We start from the raw sequence: 15,070 nt of genomic DNA, 5'->3' as shown, positions 1-15,070 counted from the left end.
GATTTGCTTATAACTTCAGCATTTCCAATTCAAGTCATTCATTTTGCCATCATCTACTCTCTCTTTTACATCCTATGCTACATTCTATGCGCTCATTCTAGTTCATCCAAAATGAGTTGACTAACATCACGTTGATTGATATGAGATAACTGTCTATTTTCTACAATCGTTAATTCATTAATAGCAGTCATTTGATTCGTTTGCTTGTCACCCCAAAATTCATTTCCTATGATGTATACACTTTTGTGTGGTGCATCTTTATGACTTCTAATATGCAGTGCGTCTTTCTCAGAAATATTGAGGAATTGATTGTGCATGACATAAAACGCTTCTCCCCCTTGCTTTCCTTCAAAAGTACCATCTAAAGTTTGCATATCTTGACCTTTATAGACACCTAAATACCGAATTCCCCCACTACAATTTAAAAATAAATTATTATGAATAAAGATATCTTTTCCTTTCAAAGGTGTGAGCGCATAATCTTGCGTTGAGTCAAAAATATTATTTTGGATAACAATGTTCTCATAAAAATAATTATAACGGCTTGCATGTGAACCAATTGCACGATTCCATGATTGCATTTGCCCCTCGAACGAATTTCCAAAATAACAATTCTCAATCACTACATTTTTAGTAATCGTGCCATCATTCACTCCAAATTTCGGAAAAGCACCTTCAACAAACATATCAAGTTGAATTGCTTCCGAGAACCAACGGTCACCATTCACATCATGAAAACCTAAAAAATTACAATCATGAATATGCACACCATCTAATCCGCAAGCGTCCACACCATGCCCACCTACAATATTTTTAAAAGTGATATGGCTTAATTCAATATCTTGTGCATGACCTATGCACATTGCTGTATTATTATAAGGATAGTACACACCATTCATATTGAAAGTGCCACCTTCTATCTTAATATGGCTATTACCATCATATTGATAGTACTTTTTTCGGCTCGAGCCATTTTTTAATAATGCGTCTCGACCTACCCTTAATAATTCCGCTTCTGCATCAAGTATTAAAGTTGTACCTTCATATATTTTTAAGGCTTTAGCGATATGGTATGTACCTTCAGGGATATAAACCGTCACATTCTTTTTTTTACCTATATTTAAAGCACGTTGAATGCCAATCGTATCGAGCAACTTATTTTTTCCTGTTGCACCAAAATCTAAAATGTTTAAAATCATTTTCGTGCCATCCTTTCTGAATTAAGTTATACTGTGAATAATGTTGTTTAACTTCTATATACCCTTTTTAGGAGGATGTTTAATGTCAAATAAAGCTTTAATTGTAGTGGATTATTCTTATGACTTTGTGGCTGATGATGGGAAACTGACTTGCGGTGAAGCGGGTCAAGCGATTGAACCTTTTATCGTAGAGCGCATTCAATCTTACCATCAATCAAAAGAGAACATTTTCTTTATGATGGATTTACATTATGAAAATGATCCTTATCATCCTGAAACAAAAAGTTTCCCACCACACAACATTGAGGGAACACATGGACGTGATCTTTATGGTCGTGTACAAGAAATATATAACCAAATTAAAGACGAATCACACGTCTATTTTATAGATAAACGACGTTACGATGCCTTTTATGGTACTCCGTTGGATAGCTTATTACGTGAACGCCATGTAGATACACTTGAAATTGTAGGGGTTTGTACAGATATCTGTGTTCTTCACACAGCAGCGAGCGCATATAATTTAAACTATCAACTAATTATACCTAAAAATGGTGTGGCATCATTTAATTTAACGGGCCATGAATGGGCTTTAACACATTTTAAAGATACTTTAGGCGCAGCGGTAGAATAATTACTGTTTGCCATGCTAAAATAGATATGAATATAGTAAATTAATAAGGAGATTGAATAATGACAACATATATTTTTGGTCATCAAAACCCAGATACTGATGCCATTTGTTCGGCAATCATCATGGCTGACTTTGAACAACAACACGGTAATAAAGAGGCCAAAGCCTTCCGTATTGGAGAGTTAGGACCTGAAACCCAATATGCGTTAGATTACTTTAATGTAGAAGTACCTGAATTGTTGACAGACGATTTAACAGGAAAAGACGTTATTTTAGTGGATCACAATGAATTCCAACAAAGTGCTAAAACAATCGAGAGAGCAAAAATCAATCACGTGATTGATCACCATAGAATTTCAAACTTCGAAACTGCTGGTCCATTATATTACCGCGCTGAACCTGTGGGCTGTACGGCGACGATTTTATACAAAATGTATAATGAGCGCAACTATGAAATCCGCCCTGAAATTGCAGGGTTAATGGTTTCTGCAATTGTATCAGATAGCCTATTATTTAAATCACCAACATGTACAGAACAAGATGTTAATGCTGCAAAAGCATTAGCAAAAATTGCAGATGTAAATTTAGAAGAATACGGCTTAAACATGTTAAAAGCAGGCGCTTCTACTACAAACAAAACAGAAGATAGCATATTAAACACAGATGCAAAATCATTCAGTATGGGTGAACATACCGTACGTATTGCACAAGTGAATACTGTCGATATCGATGAAGTTATCGTACGCCAAGAAGCACTTGAAAATGCAATGAATAAAGCAAGCGCAGAAAACGGTTATGATATCTTCGTTCTTGTTATTACAGATATTTTAAACAGCAATTCTAAAATTATTGTTGTTGGTGCAGAAAAAGATAAAGTCGGAGAGGCTTTCAACACTGCTCTCGACAACAATACGGCATTCTTACCTGGTGTCGTATCACGTAAGAAACAAATTGTTCCACCGATTACTGAAGCTTTATCATAAAGTTTAAAATCAAATGAATAGGATGTGGTTGCATGACAAATCAAATTAAAGCAGGACATCACAAGTTTTATATTGGTGAAAATGAAAACACACCGCAAGCTGAGATTACATTTAAGTATCTTGATGAAAATACAATCGATGTCAACAAAACTTTTGTAGATCCATCACTCCGTGGCGGTGGCGTTGCAAAAAAATTATTCAACGAAGTCATTCAAAAAGCCGAAGATGAAAACTTAAAAATTGTTCCATCTTGTAGTTATGTGGCGCGTCAATTTGAAAAAGATGAATCTCTTGCACCGCTTTTAGCTGAGTAAGGAGAACTTTGTTAAAAGTCTTCCTTGATGACTCATAAGGTGCGTGGTTGTATATTCTATCTAAATGATTTAGCCATTTATAAGTGTCCATATCATTTTTATGTTGTACACCAACACTTTATCTTTTTAACTTGGGGCCGAGAATACGAAATCTAAACGCGTAGTCAGATTTCTATTCTGGTCCCTTTCTTTGTATCCGATGTTATCATCAAATTGATACTCAAGTTATGCTGTGTCATTCTTATTTGATTGTATACATCTCATACAAACTTAAGTAGCATTCCCTCTTATTAATTAAATATCATTTGAAAGGAGTTATCTCATTGAACAGCTATCAAAACCAATTTGATGCGACGAAAGACTATTTTCGATCAGGCATCACCGTGCCCCTCAAATATCGTAAAAAAGCATTAAAACAATTATCAAAGCAAATTAAATTACATGAAGATGCCATACTAGAGGCTTTAAAGAAGGATCTAGGCAAAAATGAAGTAGAAGCTTACGCAACTGAAGTAGGCTATACATTGAATAGCATTAAACATACACGTAAGTCATTAAATAAATGGGCCAAAAAACAATCTGTCGACACTCCTTTATTTCTCTTTCCTACTAAAAGCTTTGTCATTAGTGAGCCTTTAGGTACCGTGTTGATTATTGGCCCTTTTAACTATCCGTTTCAATTAGTTTTTGAACCTTTAATTGGTGCAATCGCTGCTGGCAATACCGCTATCGTTAAACCGTCAGAACTCACACCTCATGTTGCTGAAGTCGTTGAAACCATTATCGCTAAAAGTTTTGAGCCAGAATACGTCAGCGTTGTTCAAGGTGGTGCAGATGCGATTCAAGCACTTTTACAATTACCTTTTGATCATATCTTTTTTACCGGTAGTGCAAAAGTTGGCCAAATTGTTTATGAAGCGGCCGCAAAACAGCTTATACCAGTGACATTAGAACTTGGTGGAAAATCGCCTACAATTATAGATAAATCCGCCAATTTAAAAGTAGCGAGCGAACGAATTTGTTTTGGTAAATTTATAAATGCAGGTCAAACTTGTGTAGCACCTGATTATGTGTTGATTGATGAAACAGTAAAAGCAGATTTTATTAAAGCTTTGACGACGACAATACGTGAGTTTTATGGACGCGCGCCCCGTGAGAGTGAAGATTTCGGGCGTATTGTAAACGGACGCCATTTTAATCGTTTAGCACAATTGATTCAAACCCATGAATCTAAAATTATTTTAGGGGGTGAAACGGACGCGACCGACCGTTATATTGCACCGACTCTTATTGATAATGTAGTGTCTTCAGATGCCATTATGGCTGAAGAAATATTTGGTCCGATTTTACCAATTATGACTTATCAAAACCTTGATGAAGCCATTCAATATATTCAATCAAAACCTAAACCATTATCGTTATACTTATTTAGCGAAGACGAAAATACAACCAATCGAATACTTACTGAATTATCGTTTGGCGGCGGTGCCATTAACGATACTTTACTTCAATTAGCAAATCCAAATCTTCCTTTTGGTGGTGTGGGTGCATCAGGCATCGGACGCTATCATGGACGTTATTCATTTGAAACGTTTTCACATCAAAAACCTTATATTTTTAAAACAACAAAATTGGAGACCGGGTTATTGTTTCCACCTTATAAAGGTAAACTGGGCTACGTTAAAAAGTTATTTAAAAAGTAATATTCTATTTCAAACGCATTAATAAAAGCACATGAGAGAAAGTGACAACATCATTTTTGCCATTCTCAACATGTGCTTTTTCTTTTTCTTATCATGCTTTTATTCGCTAATAGAGGTCAGTTTCGTTTAAAAATTTAACACAAACGCCTTCCTCTGCAACTTGTTGATCATCTTTTAATGTCAACAATCCCGTGTCTCGATTTCTTTCAAATACGACAATTTTAGAGTCTTCTTCTTGATGTGCCACAACGAGATATGCATCATCTGCAGTAATATTGAAATCTCTTGGAAATACACCGCCACTTGAGATAATATCAACCAACTCAAGTTTGCTACCCTCAGCTAATACTTTGAAAATAGCAAGACTATCGTGTCCACGGTTACTAATATATAAGTAACGTTGATCATGTGAAAGATGTACTGCAGCTAATTTAGTCGGTTGCAAGAAATCTTCAGGAATTGTTAAATGACGTTCCAATTCAGTGAATCGACCGTCTTCATATTGCATCACAACAACCGTATTTGAAAGTTCATTAACTACATAGGCGTAACGCCCCGTTTGATGATAAGCAATATGTCTAGGGCCATCACCAGGTTCTAATTGTGTGCGATAAGCAACTTCCATGCCTTCGGAACCATAATGATATGTCACTAACAAATCCGAACCTAAATCAACAGCTACCACATATTGATGATCAGGCGTGACATCTAAATAGTGCACATGGGATTTTTCTTGACGCTCCACGTTTGGCCCGTGCGGATAATCATGACTGATTTCTCTAATTAAACGTTTAATAGTGTGGTTTTCAGCATCTAATTCATAAATACGTGCAACACCATCTCCATAAACAGCTTCAAAAGCATATTTTCCATCTGGTGATACCGCTACATAACAGCCAGAGCCTTTAAAAGATTCTAAACAAGTACTCTTTTTTTCTAAGCTCCCATCTTTACTAATCTTAAAAGAAGCTAGGCCAGCATTTTGATCGTCTTTCGTAATGGCGAGTAACATATCTTGATACTGCGTCAAATACGTCGAAGCATTTAATTCATATCCTGTTTCAACTTTGTCAATGTTACCTTGTTGATCATCTAACTCAAATCGATAAATGCCCTTTCCATTTTTCTTAGTATAAGAACCAATATATCCTTTTGTCATGTCGTACCCCTCTCAAATTTCTTAATGCTATTTTATCAAATTTTAATACGCTGTCCCATTACGAAGGTATAATTAGCAACTCTCCGTCTTCAGCTGTCCACACTTTCCCCATTGATGTGATGCCTTTCATACCTTCAAAATATTTAAACCCTAATGTTTGAACTAAATGATTTGAACATAAATTACTCATGCAATATGTACGTCGAGGATCAAAAAGAGGATTTCGATACAATCTTTTTAGCAATCGACAAAAACTAAGCGGTTTCGAAAAGACAAACCATACATCTGGCTCATTTTCAACAAAAGCACGCTCAAATTTTTTCATACTTTTACAATCTTCTTTCCACTCTACAACCCTGATTACAAACTCTGAACACCCCGTATGAATCAAATCCTTTTCTAATAAACGTTTAAATTGGTATGCATTTTCTCTTAATTGTCTATCGTCACTTACACCAATTGTGATATTGCTTGTCTCATAGTGTGTCTGGAAAATGGCCTGAATCATGTCAAGAAAACGTTGTTCTTGATAGCGCTCATTTAATAATTGTTGATTTAACAATGCTAATTGAAAGTTTGTCGCTTCATTAAGTTGATATGAAATTAATGCATTATGTGTTTGATACAAACTGATCACCTTTATAATAAATATTTTCAAAGCCTTTATTCTTTCAGTGTCCTAAATGTCTGTATAAAAAAGAGGTAGGACCGAAATCTAAAATTTGATTTTGATTTCAAAGTCGCTACCTCCCGTAAAAGTTAATCCGGTAAACCAAAAATCACATTGGAGCAACGTATAAAGACGAGCTCAAAACAACTTAATGTGACCTTTATCGACACGCATTAAAATTGAATTGTTTAGTTGTTATACTTTAGTTAACATTAGACTCAATATCGGATACAATCTCTTTTGTTTTATTTTCAATATCTTCAAAGTCTTTTTTGAAAACATATGCGAGTACAGCTGCACCCACACCGAAGACAACAGTCACTGTAGCTGTGAAAATAAATATAAACTTAAATAAGCCCTTAATAAAGTTCCACATAAATATTTCACCTCATCATCATTTATTTAATATCATCATAACATAAAATATTACAATCATTAACTTTATACCCTATTCTTGACTGTATTAATCAGAAATCAATTTAATTTTTATAAGTAATATGTTACATTAAGATTAACTTAATTGTGAAAGAGGTTTGTTAAATGCCATACATATCATTAATGAGTTCGTGGAAAAGCAATGATATCGAAAGTATAGAGAATATGGTAGATAATCGCGTATTAGCATACTATATTAATGAGCTAGGTGAGGCACAATCATTATCAAAGTCAACGCTCATTCACATGTTACGAAAACGCATGCAGCAAGTGATAGAGAAAAATGACCTCCAATGGAACTTTGAAATTATCCATCGCGCCCATGTGCGAGGTAGTCAATTAATTATTTTTTATGTTTATTCACTTGAAAATCCAGATTACAAAAAAACTTCGAAAACGATGGTCACTATGACTTTCGGGGACGGAACAGGAGAAAGACATCGCATCAAAACGGTTTATATTACGCCTAATGTAACAGACGTCAATCAATAAAATAAGAAATATCGCGTAATAGCATTAGATATTTTAAACACAAACTCGGACGATACATAATCTTTCGTCCGAGTTTTATATCATCCATTTATAGTTAGTCCTCAATGCAATCATCACCGTGTATAATTTTTGTAAAACCAATGTTTAATTTTAATATAGTAATTCCACATAAAACTCCCCCCTTAACCCTATTCACATACGGCTTAATCTGATGTTAAATTTATTATAGTAGCGTCATGAAGTGAATACCATTAAAGAATGATTACAACCATTTAACAAATTATGTTAGCAAGATTTCAGAAAGGACGATTTTTTATGCAAAGTGTCACATCGGACATCTTAACGTTTAGAGGGAACCATTACGATTATGGGATAATGACAGGTCAATGGCTTCAAACAACAGCGTTGTTAAAAAATAGAAATAAGGAGTGGAAGAAACGTGTGCCCCGCTTCGATATTGATATCGAAGAAACTTATCACATTTATCAACAATATGCACCTCGAATCTGGGAAGAAATTATGGGCATTCAAGATGTTTTGAAAATTCCTACACGACAAGCGATTTTAAATTTTGCACATTACCGCTTCACAACACTGCCTGATAGTGGCTGTTCTGTTTACATTGGATCAGACTATTTAGTGAGAAATTACGATTATCACCCTGCAACATACGATGCCAGATATCAATTATTTGAGCCTCATGATGGGGGTTATGCGCAAATTGGCCCCATGTCTCGAGTAACAGGTCGTATGGACGGAATGAACGAATGTGGCTTAGTTATGGCCTATAATTTTATGCATCGCAAAAAGCCAGCGAATGGATTTGTTTGTTATATGGTTGGCCGTCTTGTCTTAGAAAATTGTAAAAATGTAGAAGAAGCCGTAGCTTTTTTAAAAGAAATTCCTCACCGGAGTTCATTTAGTTATATCGTAAAGGATACAAGTGGCGCACATGCCATAGTTGAAGTTTCTCCTAGAAGTATAGAGGTTCGATATGATCAAACTTGCACCAATCACTTTAAATTATTGACGCATGAAAATCGCAACTACACAAAAGAATCTAAAGAACGATTAGGTCGCCTTGAAAATCAAATTTCGAAAGCGCATGAAGACCGCTTTGAAGTATTTAAGCGGTTTAATCAACCCCAATACGAAATATATAGTAAATTATTTAAAAGTTGGAGTGGCACAATTCATACTTCCATGTATGATCCACATCAATTACACGCTTGGATTACATTAGGTGAAAATCAAGACCCGATTAAAATTGATTTTGGGGCTTGGTTAAAAGGCCATGATCTAACGATTAATCAAATTGAAGGTAGCATTGATACAGAAATTCAATTTGCGACAGAATAAATAAAACGCGCCATAAAAATGACACAGTTGTCATCCATTTATGGCGCTTAATCTATTTTATCCATTAATCTACCGTAATATCCCCATGATTTGTGTAAAGTTCAACTTTATGCTCTCCTTTACCATTTTTACCATGCTTTAAATGTTGATTTTTAATATGCGCATGCCCATGTTCTGGGTTTAACGACAGCATCACATTATGAGGTGTATTTCGATAATTTAAATCTATATTCCCTTTTTGTGTTGATCCTTTAAAATCACATTCTGTTTCCATATCATTCATCACGATATTTCCTTGCTTAATTTTAAAAATACTTCTATGAAGTGCTGAATGATTAGCATTAATCTGACCATTATCAACGCTGATTTCACTTTGATTCAAATGACTATTATGAATGTTCACTAACGATTCACGACCAATGATTTTAGTATGTGAAAATTGACTATGATTAATCGTCACTTCACCAGTGCGCTCATTCCAAAATTTCGCATTCTGACTATCAATACCATCAGCTTGTATTTTAGCGAAGCCAGTCGAAACATTAAGCTCTTTCAATTGTGCTGAGGGAACAGTGATAGTAATGTAATTACCTTCTCTATTGAAAGGATTTAAATTAGGTTCCTTCCCTCTTGAATGCTTGATTTCTGCAATATTTAACGTTTTGTTCTGCTTCGAAACGCTCAAATCTTCTTTACCTTTATATGTGACATGAAATTGTTTGCCTTCAACAATTTTGACATCAGCTGATGCCATATTCACGATAAGTTGATTAATTTCGTTTTTGGCGTATGTTTTTTCCACAGTTTCAATGGATTGTTGCTTTTTTTCAAATCCAAACCATACAATTGTTCCTAAAATAAAAGAGACTAAAAAACAACTCAAACCAAATATAAATAATTTTTTCATGGCTACGATGTTCCTTTTTTAATAAAATTGACATTCCATTTCAAATATCTTATGAGTAAGTTTCGAATTGCAATGATGAATTTTATAATAATGACCAGGAACATAGCACCCAGTCCTAAATAAGCAAAGCTAAAAAGATAATTGCTTAATGAAAAGCTGTGTAACCCTGACCATATATTCATAATGAGTAAGAGTATTGGGGATAGCAACATTCCTAATGCAATAAAAGTGCCTAACAGTGTAATAATCATTACAAAAAACAAAGGCACCAGAATAAAAAATAAAGTGATGACACTCATCCCTATTGTCGCAAAAACAGCATGTGCAATGTGTGCAACATCAGGTTTGTTTTCCGCATTTTTGACGGCATATTTTGCATATTGCTGCTTTGCAATTTGCTTAGGTGTATCTAAATCTTTAACAATAGCACGATCAGTTTTCCCTTTACGTCCTTCTTGATAAAAATAATTCTCATACGTATTCATCACTTCATCAATTTTATCATCGGGTAAACGATGTAGTTGATATTCTAATTCATTCAAAAATGTGATTTTATCCATCGTCCTCCCCCTTTTTACTCTGATATTAAAAATTATAAGGACTCAAACTTTAAAATTAAATAGTTTGATTAGATTTGTATTGTAAATGTCATATTCTTAATTTGTCGTAATCTTTTTAATTTTCATCAAATTATTATACTGTTATAATGTAAGTCAAGGGAGGGGTTATTATGGCACATTTAAAAACGTATTACGCACAATCTAAACCTTTCGATCAGTATATTCAAGACATGTCTCAAAATCAGTCCGAACTCCAATCGATATATCATCAATTTGAATTACCTTCAAATGATAGTCGCATTGAGCAACTTAAAGAAAAAGGTTATCGTTACGTTCTTGTCATTACAGAAGATTGGTGCGGTGACGCTATGATGAACAATGCAATTTTAAAGCATATCGCTGAGGGCGCAGATTTAGAAGTGCGCGCCTTTTATCGAGATGATAATACAGACCTCATCGATCAATATTTAACCAATGGTAAATCACGTTCAATTCCAATTTATATTTTTATGAATGAAAATTTTGAACAAAAAGCGGTGTGGGGCCCCCGCGCGCACACAGTTCAAAAATTTGTTGAGCAAGTCCGTTCAGAATATTTACCTAATAAAAATGATCCAAGTTTTGATGATAAACAAAAAGAAGTTCATCAAACGATTCATAATCGTTATGCGACAGATCCTTCATTTTGGAATGAAGTCTATGAATCTATCTTATCTCGACTCATTTAAATGTAATCGCGCACAAGTTCGGTATCATGATTGATTCAATGTAGTGAAGAGTAATAAAATTAACGCCTCGAATCGAGTATACGTTTAACCAAACCGTTCTCAATTCGAGGCTTTGTTTTTAAATTAAATCTTATCTTGAGTTTTAATGATTGTACCTTTATTAAACGATAAGACTCATGAGATAGACAAACCCTAAGCCACTCACAGAAATTATAGTTTCGACAAGTGACCATGTTAAAAATGTTTCTTTTACAGTCAGTCCAAAATATTCTTTAAACATCCAAAATCCTGCATCATTAACATGAGAACAAAAGATACTGCCAGCTCCAATTGCTAACACAACTAATGCTAAATTCACGTCTGTCGTTTGCAATAAGGGTAAGATGATGCCTGTTGTCGAAATTGCCGCAACTGTCGCTGAACCAAGTGCCAATCTCAATAGTGCTGCCACTAACCAAGCGAGTAAAATGGGGGATATGCGAACGCCCGTAAAAATATGCTCAACAGCGCCACCTACACCTCCATCAATTAAAATTTGCTTGAACGCACCACCAGCTCCAATGATGAGAAGCATCATGCCAATGGGATAAATCGCTTCTGTTAACGTATTCATGACCTGTTTTGTCGACTTACCACGCAAAATACCCATACTAAAGATTGCAAATATCACTGCAATTAACATGGCAGTACCTGCATTCCCTACGAAATATATGATTCTTTCTAAATGATTTTTCGGTCCTGACTCATGACCTGTCACTAACTGCCAAATGGTAGCAAATAACATTAAAAGAACTGGTAACAGCGCTGTAAATGTACTCAATGCAAAATTGGGCAATTTTTCATCTTCAAAGGTCTTGGTTGCACCGAGAGATGATATATCTCCTTCTCTTTCAAAAGCACTCCGCGATAGATAAGGTGCGATCTTTACGAATAGTGGTCCAGCAATTAAAGTGACTGGTATTGCAATGATAAAGCCATAAAGGAGCACTTCCCCAATAGATGCATTTAATTCTTTAGCGATAACGACTGGCCCGGGATGCGGAGGCAAAAAGCCATGTGTAACAGAAAGAGCTGTAACCATTGGTAATCCTATTTTTAATTGAGATACATTCATTCGTTTAGCAATGGTAAAAACTAACTGAATTAACAAAACGAGTCCGACTTCAAAAAATAAAGCAATACCAATCATAAAAGACGCAATCACCATCGCCCATTGCACATATTTCTTACCTAACTTTGCAATGAGGGTGTCAGCGATTTGTGTCGCCCCACCACCGTCCGCTAATAATTTACCTAACATTGCGCCTAAACCAAATATTAAAGCAATATGACCTAAAGTTCCTCCTATACCTGCTTCAATGGTTGTTACAATTTTATTGTATGGCATCCCCAATAAAATACCCGTCAACATAGCTGTAATAATAAGTGCAATAAAAGTGTTTAACTGGAATCGCATAATAAGTAATAATAAAACGATGATACCAATGAGAACGCTGATAAGTGGCCAAAATTCATGTAACATTTTGTTCCCTCCCTATTTATCTTTTAACTGATTTTGAAATTGAGATAAAGTTTGATAAGCATAATTCAAATCACGACTAATCTGTATAAAAGCGGATGCTAATTCTTGATAGAGATTGACATTCTTATCATGAGGGACATGTTGATGGGTAGAGCCCATCCACGTTTCAACGATGGTATAATCCTCAATATGATTGAGCGCTTTTAAGCCTAAAACACAAGCGCCGAGACATGAACTCTCATAACTTTTAGGAATCTCTACTGTACAATCAAAAATATCGGACATCATTTGTCTCCATAAATGGCTTTTTGAAAATCCACCTGTGGCCTTAATTTTCTGAGGTACGTCCTCCATGACTTCGACTAAAGCTAGAAATACTGTATAAAGATTAAACAAGACACCTTCCATAACAGCGCGTATCATATGTTCTTTTTTATGTGACAACGTTAAACCAATAAAAGAGCCACGCGCATTAGAATCCCACAACGGCGCACGCTCACCTGTCAGATAAGGATGAAAAAGTAAGCCATTTGAACCGGGCGGCACAGTTTGTGCAATACGGGACATGACGTCGTATGTATCAATTCCGAGTCGCTTTGCTGTTTCAATTTCACTGGCAAGTAGCTCGTCTCTTAACCATTTCAATACGACACCACCATTGTTAACGGGCCCTCCAATAACATAATGATCTTCATCAAGGACATAACAAAATATACGTCCCTTTTCATCTATGACAGGACGGTCAACTACCGTTCGTATTGCACCTGACGTACCAATCGTGATGGCAACTTCCCCTTTTTCAATACTATTGACACCTAAATTAGAAAGAACACCATCGCTCGCCCCGACAACAATCGGCATTTGAATTGAAAGACCGAGTCGTTGGATAGTAAAATTATTTTCTATAGCTAATACTTTGGTGGTTTCTACCAATCGCGGTAATTGGGAGAATGAGATATTTAGTAAATCTAATACCGATGCGTCCCAATCTCTATTTTTCAAATGATAGAGTCCTGTGGCTGAAGCAATGGATTCATCCATCACCCATTCTCCAGTTAATCTGAATAACACATATGACTTAATGTCTACAAAGAAACGTGCTCGATTAAAAAGATCCGGAGACTCATTTTTTAACCACCACAGTTTAGAAAGTGGTGACATCGCATGAATTGGTGTGCCAGTACGTTTATAAATCTCATTTCCCTTATAATGCTTACGCAAGTCTTCAGCTGCAAAACGAGCACGATTATCTGCCCATGTCATACTGTTTGTCAAAGGTTGGTTATTTTCATCAATAAGTAAGAGACTGTGCATTTGTGCACTAAATGAGATAAATGCAACGTCTTCACTTGAAATTTCACTTTCGATTAAAACGGATTGTATCGTTTCAATAACTGCTTTAAAAATCACTTCAGGATCTTGTTCAGAAATATCTACTTCAGGTGTCAGTAATGGGTATTCGATTTGCTTTTTTAATTGTATATGTCCATTCGTACGATATAAAACTGCTTTTGTACTCGTCGTACCAATATCTATACCTATCATAAAATCTTTCATGTTTTCATTCTCCTTTCTCTGACTACTGCGCCCAAAAAGCACCGATATCGTCATTTAAATCTTTAAAATTCAGCTCAAATGCTTGATACATCTTTTTTCTGTCTTGTGCTTCAATGGCTTTTACAAACAGTTCGTGGTTCGTAATAATTCGCTTAAAATCAATGACATTTGTGTCCATTCTGCGCTGCATACTGATATAAATCATACAAAGCATTGTCGGCTTCATTTGTTTCCACAAGTGTGTTAAATAATGGTGTTCACACGCGCGTACCATTGTTTCATGAAAGTTTAAATCATTTTCTGTAAAGCTTATCGCATCTTCAAACTTCAAACTTACTTTCATCATTTCAAGCGCTTGATACATCGCTCGAACAATTGTATCCAAATCAGCACGTTGAATGACTTTTGTAAAAGCAAATGATTCGATCATTAACCGAATATCCGTCAGTTCCTGGCGTTGCTGATCGGTAAAAGGCACTATTTCAGCTCCCATTCGTTCTAAGCGAATCAAGCGCCCCTGTTTTAAAATTTTAAATGCATCTCTAACAGGTGAACGACTCACATGAAATTCAGCAGCAACTTGATTCTCAGTTAAAATCTGTTCCGCTGAACGATCCCCGTTAATGATATCAAGACGTATTTGTGCCGCTATTGCTTCGCCTTTTGATAAATCTGTTAACCATTTTTTTGGAAATTCCATTCGATCACCTCATCTTGTATACAAGTATTCTAGTTCAAATCCTCATATTTGTAAACGCTTTCTATACAAAACTAAAAAATGAGATTAAAATCTAAAACACGTTTAGATCTCAATCTCATTTTTAATTTATATCGCTTTCTATTTAACA

At 35.3% G+C, this 15,070-nt stretch carries 16 protein-coding genes; 7 read left to right on the top strand and 9 right to left on the bottom strand.

Annotated elements, in window-relative coordinates; all coding sequences use genetic code 11:
* Window positions 1-92: 92 nt before the first annotated feature.
* Complete coding sequence (locus tag KM149_RS04350) at window positions 93-1,199, bottom strand: glycosyl hydrolase family 28-related protein (protein WP_214971748.1); 1,107 nt, start codon at window positions 1,197-1,199, stop codon at window positions 93-95.
* 82 nt (window positions 1,200-1,281) lie between these two features.
* Here KM149_RS04350 and KM149_RS04345 point away from each other — a divergent pair, with 82 nt between their 5' ends.
* The 4 genes from KM149_RS04345 (at window position 1,282) to KM149_RS04330 (ending at window position 4,833) form a co-directional block, all read left to right on the top strand.
* Window positions 1,282-1,833 (top strand): cysteine hydrolase family protein, encoded by a 552-nt coding sequence (locus KM149_RS04345; RefSeq protein WP_050330515.1) that lies wholly within the window; start codon window positions 1,282-1,284, stop codon window positions 1,831-1,833.
* A gap of 56 nt (window positions 1,834-1,889) precedes the next feature.
* The gene (locus KM149_RS04340; protein ID WP_182280743.1) at window positions 1,890-2,816 is read left to right on the top strand and encodes a manganese-dependent inorganic pyrophosphatase; all 927 of its coding nucleotides are present in this window, start codon (window positions 1,890-1,892) and stop codon (window positions 2,814-2,816) included.
* A 32-nt stretch (window positions 2,817-2,848) separates the two neighbouring features.
* Window positions 2,849-3,130: a GNAT family N-acetyltransferase gene (locus KM149_RS04335; protein WP_050345408.1), complete on the top strand. Its 282-nt coding sequence runs from the start codon at window positions 2,849-2,851 to the stop codon at window positions 3,128-3,130.
* A 323-nt stretch (window positions 3,131-3,453) separates the two neighbouring features.
* Window positions 3,454-4,833, top strand: coding sequence for an aldehyde dehydrogenase (locus KM149_RS04330; RefSeq protein ID WP_182280739.1), 1,380 nt, complete (start codon window positions 3,454-3,456; stop codon window positions 4,831-4,833).
* 106 nt (window positions 4,834-4,939) lie between these two features.
* Here KM149_RS04330 and pglS read toward each other — a convergent pair whose 3' ends face one another.
* The 3 genes from pglS to KM149_RS04315 all read right to left on the bottom strand — a co-directional run bounded on the left by pglS (window position 4,940) and on the right by KM149_RS04315 (window position 7,038).
* A complete protein-coding gene (gene pglS, locus KM149_RS04325; RefSeq protein ID WP_050345407.1) occupies window positions 4,940-5,992 on the bottom strand; it encodes a 6-phosphogluconolactonase in 1,053 nt (350 codons plus the stop codon).
* 58 nt (window positions 5,993-6,050) lie between these two features.
* Window positions 6,051-6,620, bottom strand: coding sequence for a hypothetical protein (locus KM149_RS04320; RefSeq protein ID WP_241415552.1), 570 nt, complete (start codon window positions 6,618-6,620; stop codon window positions 6,051-6,053).
* Window positions 6,621-6,864: 244 nt separating this feature from the next.
* On the bottom strand, window positions 6,865-7,038 hold the full coding sequence (locus tag KM149_RS04315; RefSeq protein ID WP_016425549.1) for a hypothetical protein: 174 nt from the start codon (window positions 7,036-7,038) through the stop codon (window positions 6,865-6,867).
* A gap of 164 nt (window positions 7,039-7,202) precedes the next feature.
* Here KM149_RS04315 and KM149_RS04310 point away from each other — a divergent pair, with 164 nt between their 5' ends.
* Both KM149_RS04310 and KM149_RS04305 read left to right on the top strand, forming a co-directional pair.
* Window positions 7,203-7,589: a hypothetical protein gene (locus KM149_RS04310; protein WP_214971754.1), complete on the top strand. Its 387-nt coding sequence runs from the start codon at window positions 7,203-7,205 to the stop codon at window positions 7,587-7,589.
* 315 nt (window positions 7,590-7,904) lie between these two features.
* Window positions 7,905-8,948, top strand: a complete 1,044-nt coding sequence (locus tag KM149_RS04305; protein WP_050330505.1) for a C45 family autoproteolytic acyltransferase/hydrolase — start codon at window positions 7,905-7,907, stop codon at window positions 8,946-8,948.
* A 64-nt stretch (window positions 8,949-9,012) separates the two neighbouring features.
* Here KM149_RS04305 and KM149_RS04300 read toward each other — a convergent pair whose 3' ends face one another.
* A complete protein-coding gene (locus tag KM149_RS04300; RefSeq protein WP_165545998.1) occupies window positions 9,013-9,855 on the bottom strand; it encodes a DUF4097 family beta strand repeat-containing protein in 843 nt (280 codons plus the stop codon).
* Between the two features lie 2 nt (window positions 9,856-9,857).
* Entirely contained in the window at window positions 9,858-10,415 is a 558-nt protein-coding gene (locus KM149_RS04295) for an HAAS signaling domain-containing protein (RefSeq protein WP_182280740.1), read from the bottom strand.
* Between the two features lie 170 nt (window positions 10,416-10,585).
* Here KM149_RS04295 and KM149_RS04290 point away from each other — a divergent pair, with 170 nt between their 5' ends.
* On the top strand, window positions 10,586-11,143 hold the full coding sequence (locus tag KM149_RS04290; protein WP_214971757.1) for a thioredoxin family protein: 558 nt from the start codon (window positions 10,586-10,588) through the stop codon (window positions 11,141-11,143).
* A gap of 160 nt (window positions 11,144-11,303) precedes the next feature.
* On the opposite strand, the gene KM149_RS04285 is transcribed toward KM149_RS04290, so the two are convergent.
* Genes KM149_RS04285 through KM149_RS04275 form a run of 3 tightly spaced genes read right to left on the bottom strand, consistent with a single transcriptional unit; the run spans window position 11,304 to window position 14,922 of the window.
* Window positions 11,304-12,665, bottom strand: coding sequence for a gluconate:H+ symporter (locus tag KM149_RS04285; RefSeq protein ID WP_214971760.1), 1,362 nt, complete (start codon window positions 12,663-12,665; stop codon window positions 11,304-11,306).
* Window positions 12,666-12,677: 12 nt separating this feature from the next.
* Entirely contained in the window at window positions 12,678-14,222 is a 1,545-nt protein-coding gene (gene gntK / locus KM149_RS04280; protein WP_214971763.1) for a gluconokinase, read from the bottom strand.
* A 22-nt stretch (window positions 14,223-14,244) separates the two neighbouring features.
* Complete coding sequence (locus tag KM149_RS04275; RefSeq protein WP_103356488.1) at window positions 14,245-14,922, bottom strand: GntR family transcriptional regulator; 678 nt, start codon at window positions 14,920-14,922, stop codon at window positions 14,245-14,247.
* Between the last annotated feature and the right edge of the window lie 148 nt (window positions 14,923-15,070).

Origin of the sequence: Staphylococcus coagulans (genome assembly GCF_022557135.1) — a bacterium.
Taxonomy (GTDB): domain Bacteria; phylum Bacillota; class Bacilli; order Staphylococcales; family Staphylococcaceae; genus Staphylococcus; species Staphylococcus coagulans.
This window is presented reverse-complemented; position numbering and strand designations above follow the sequence as displayed.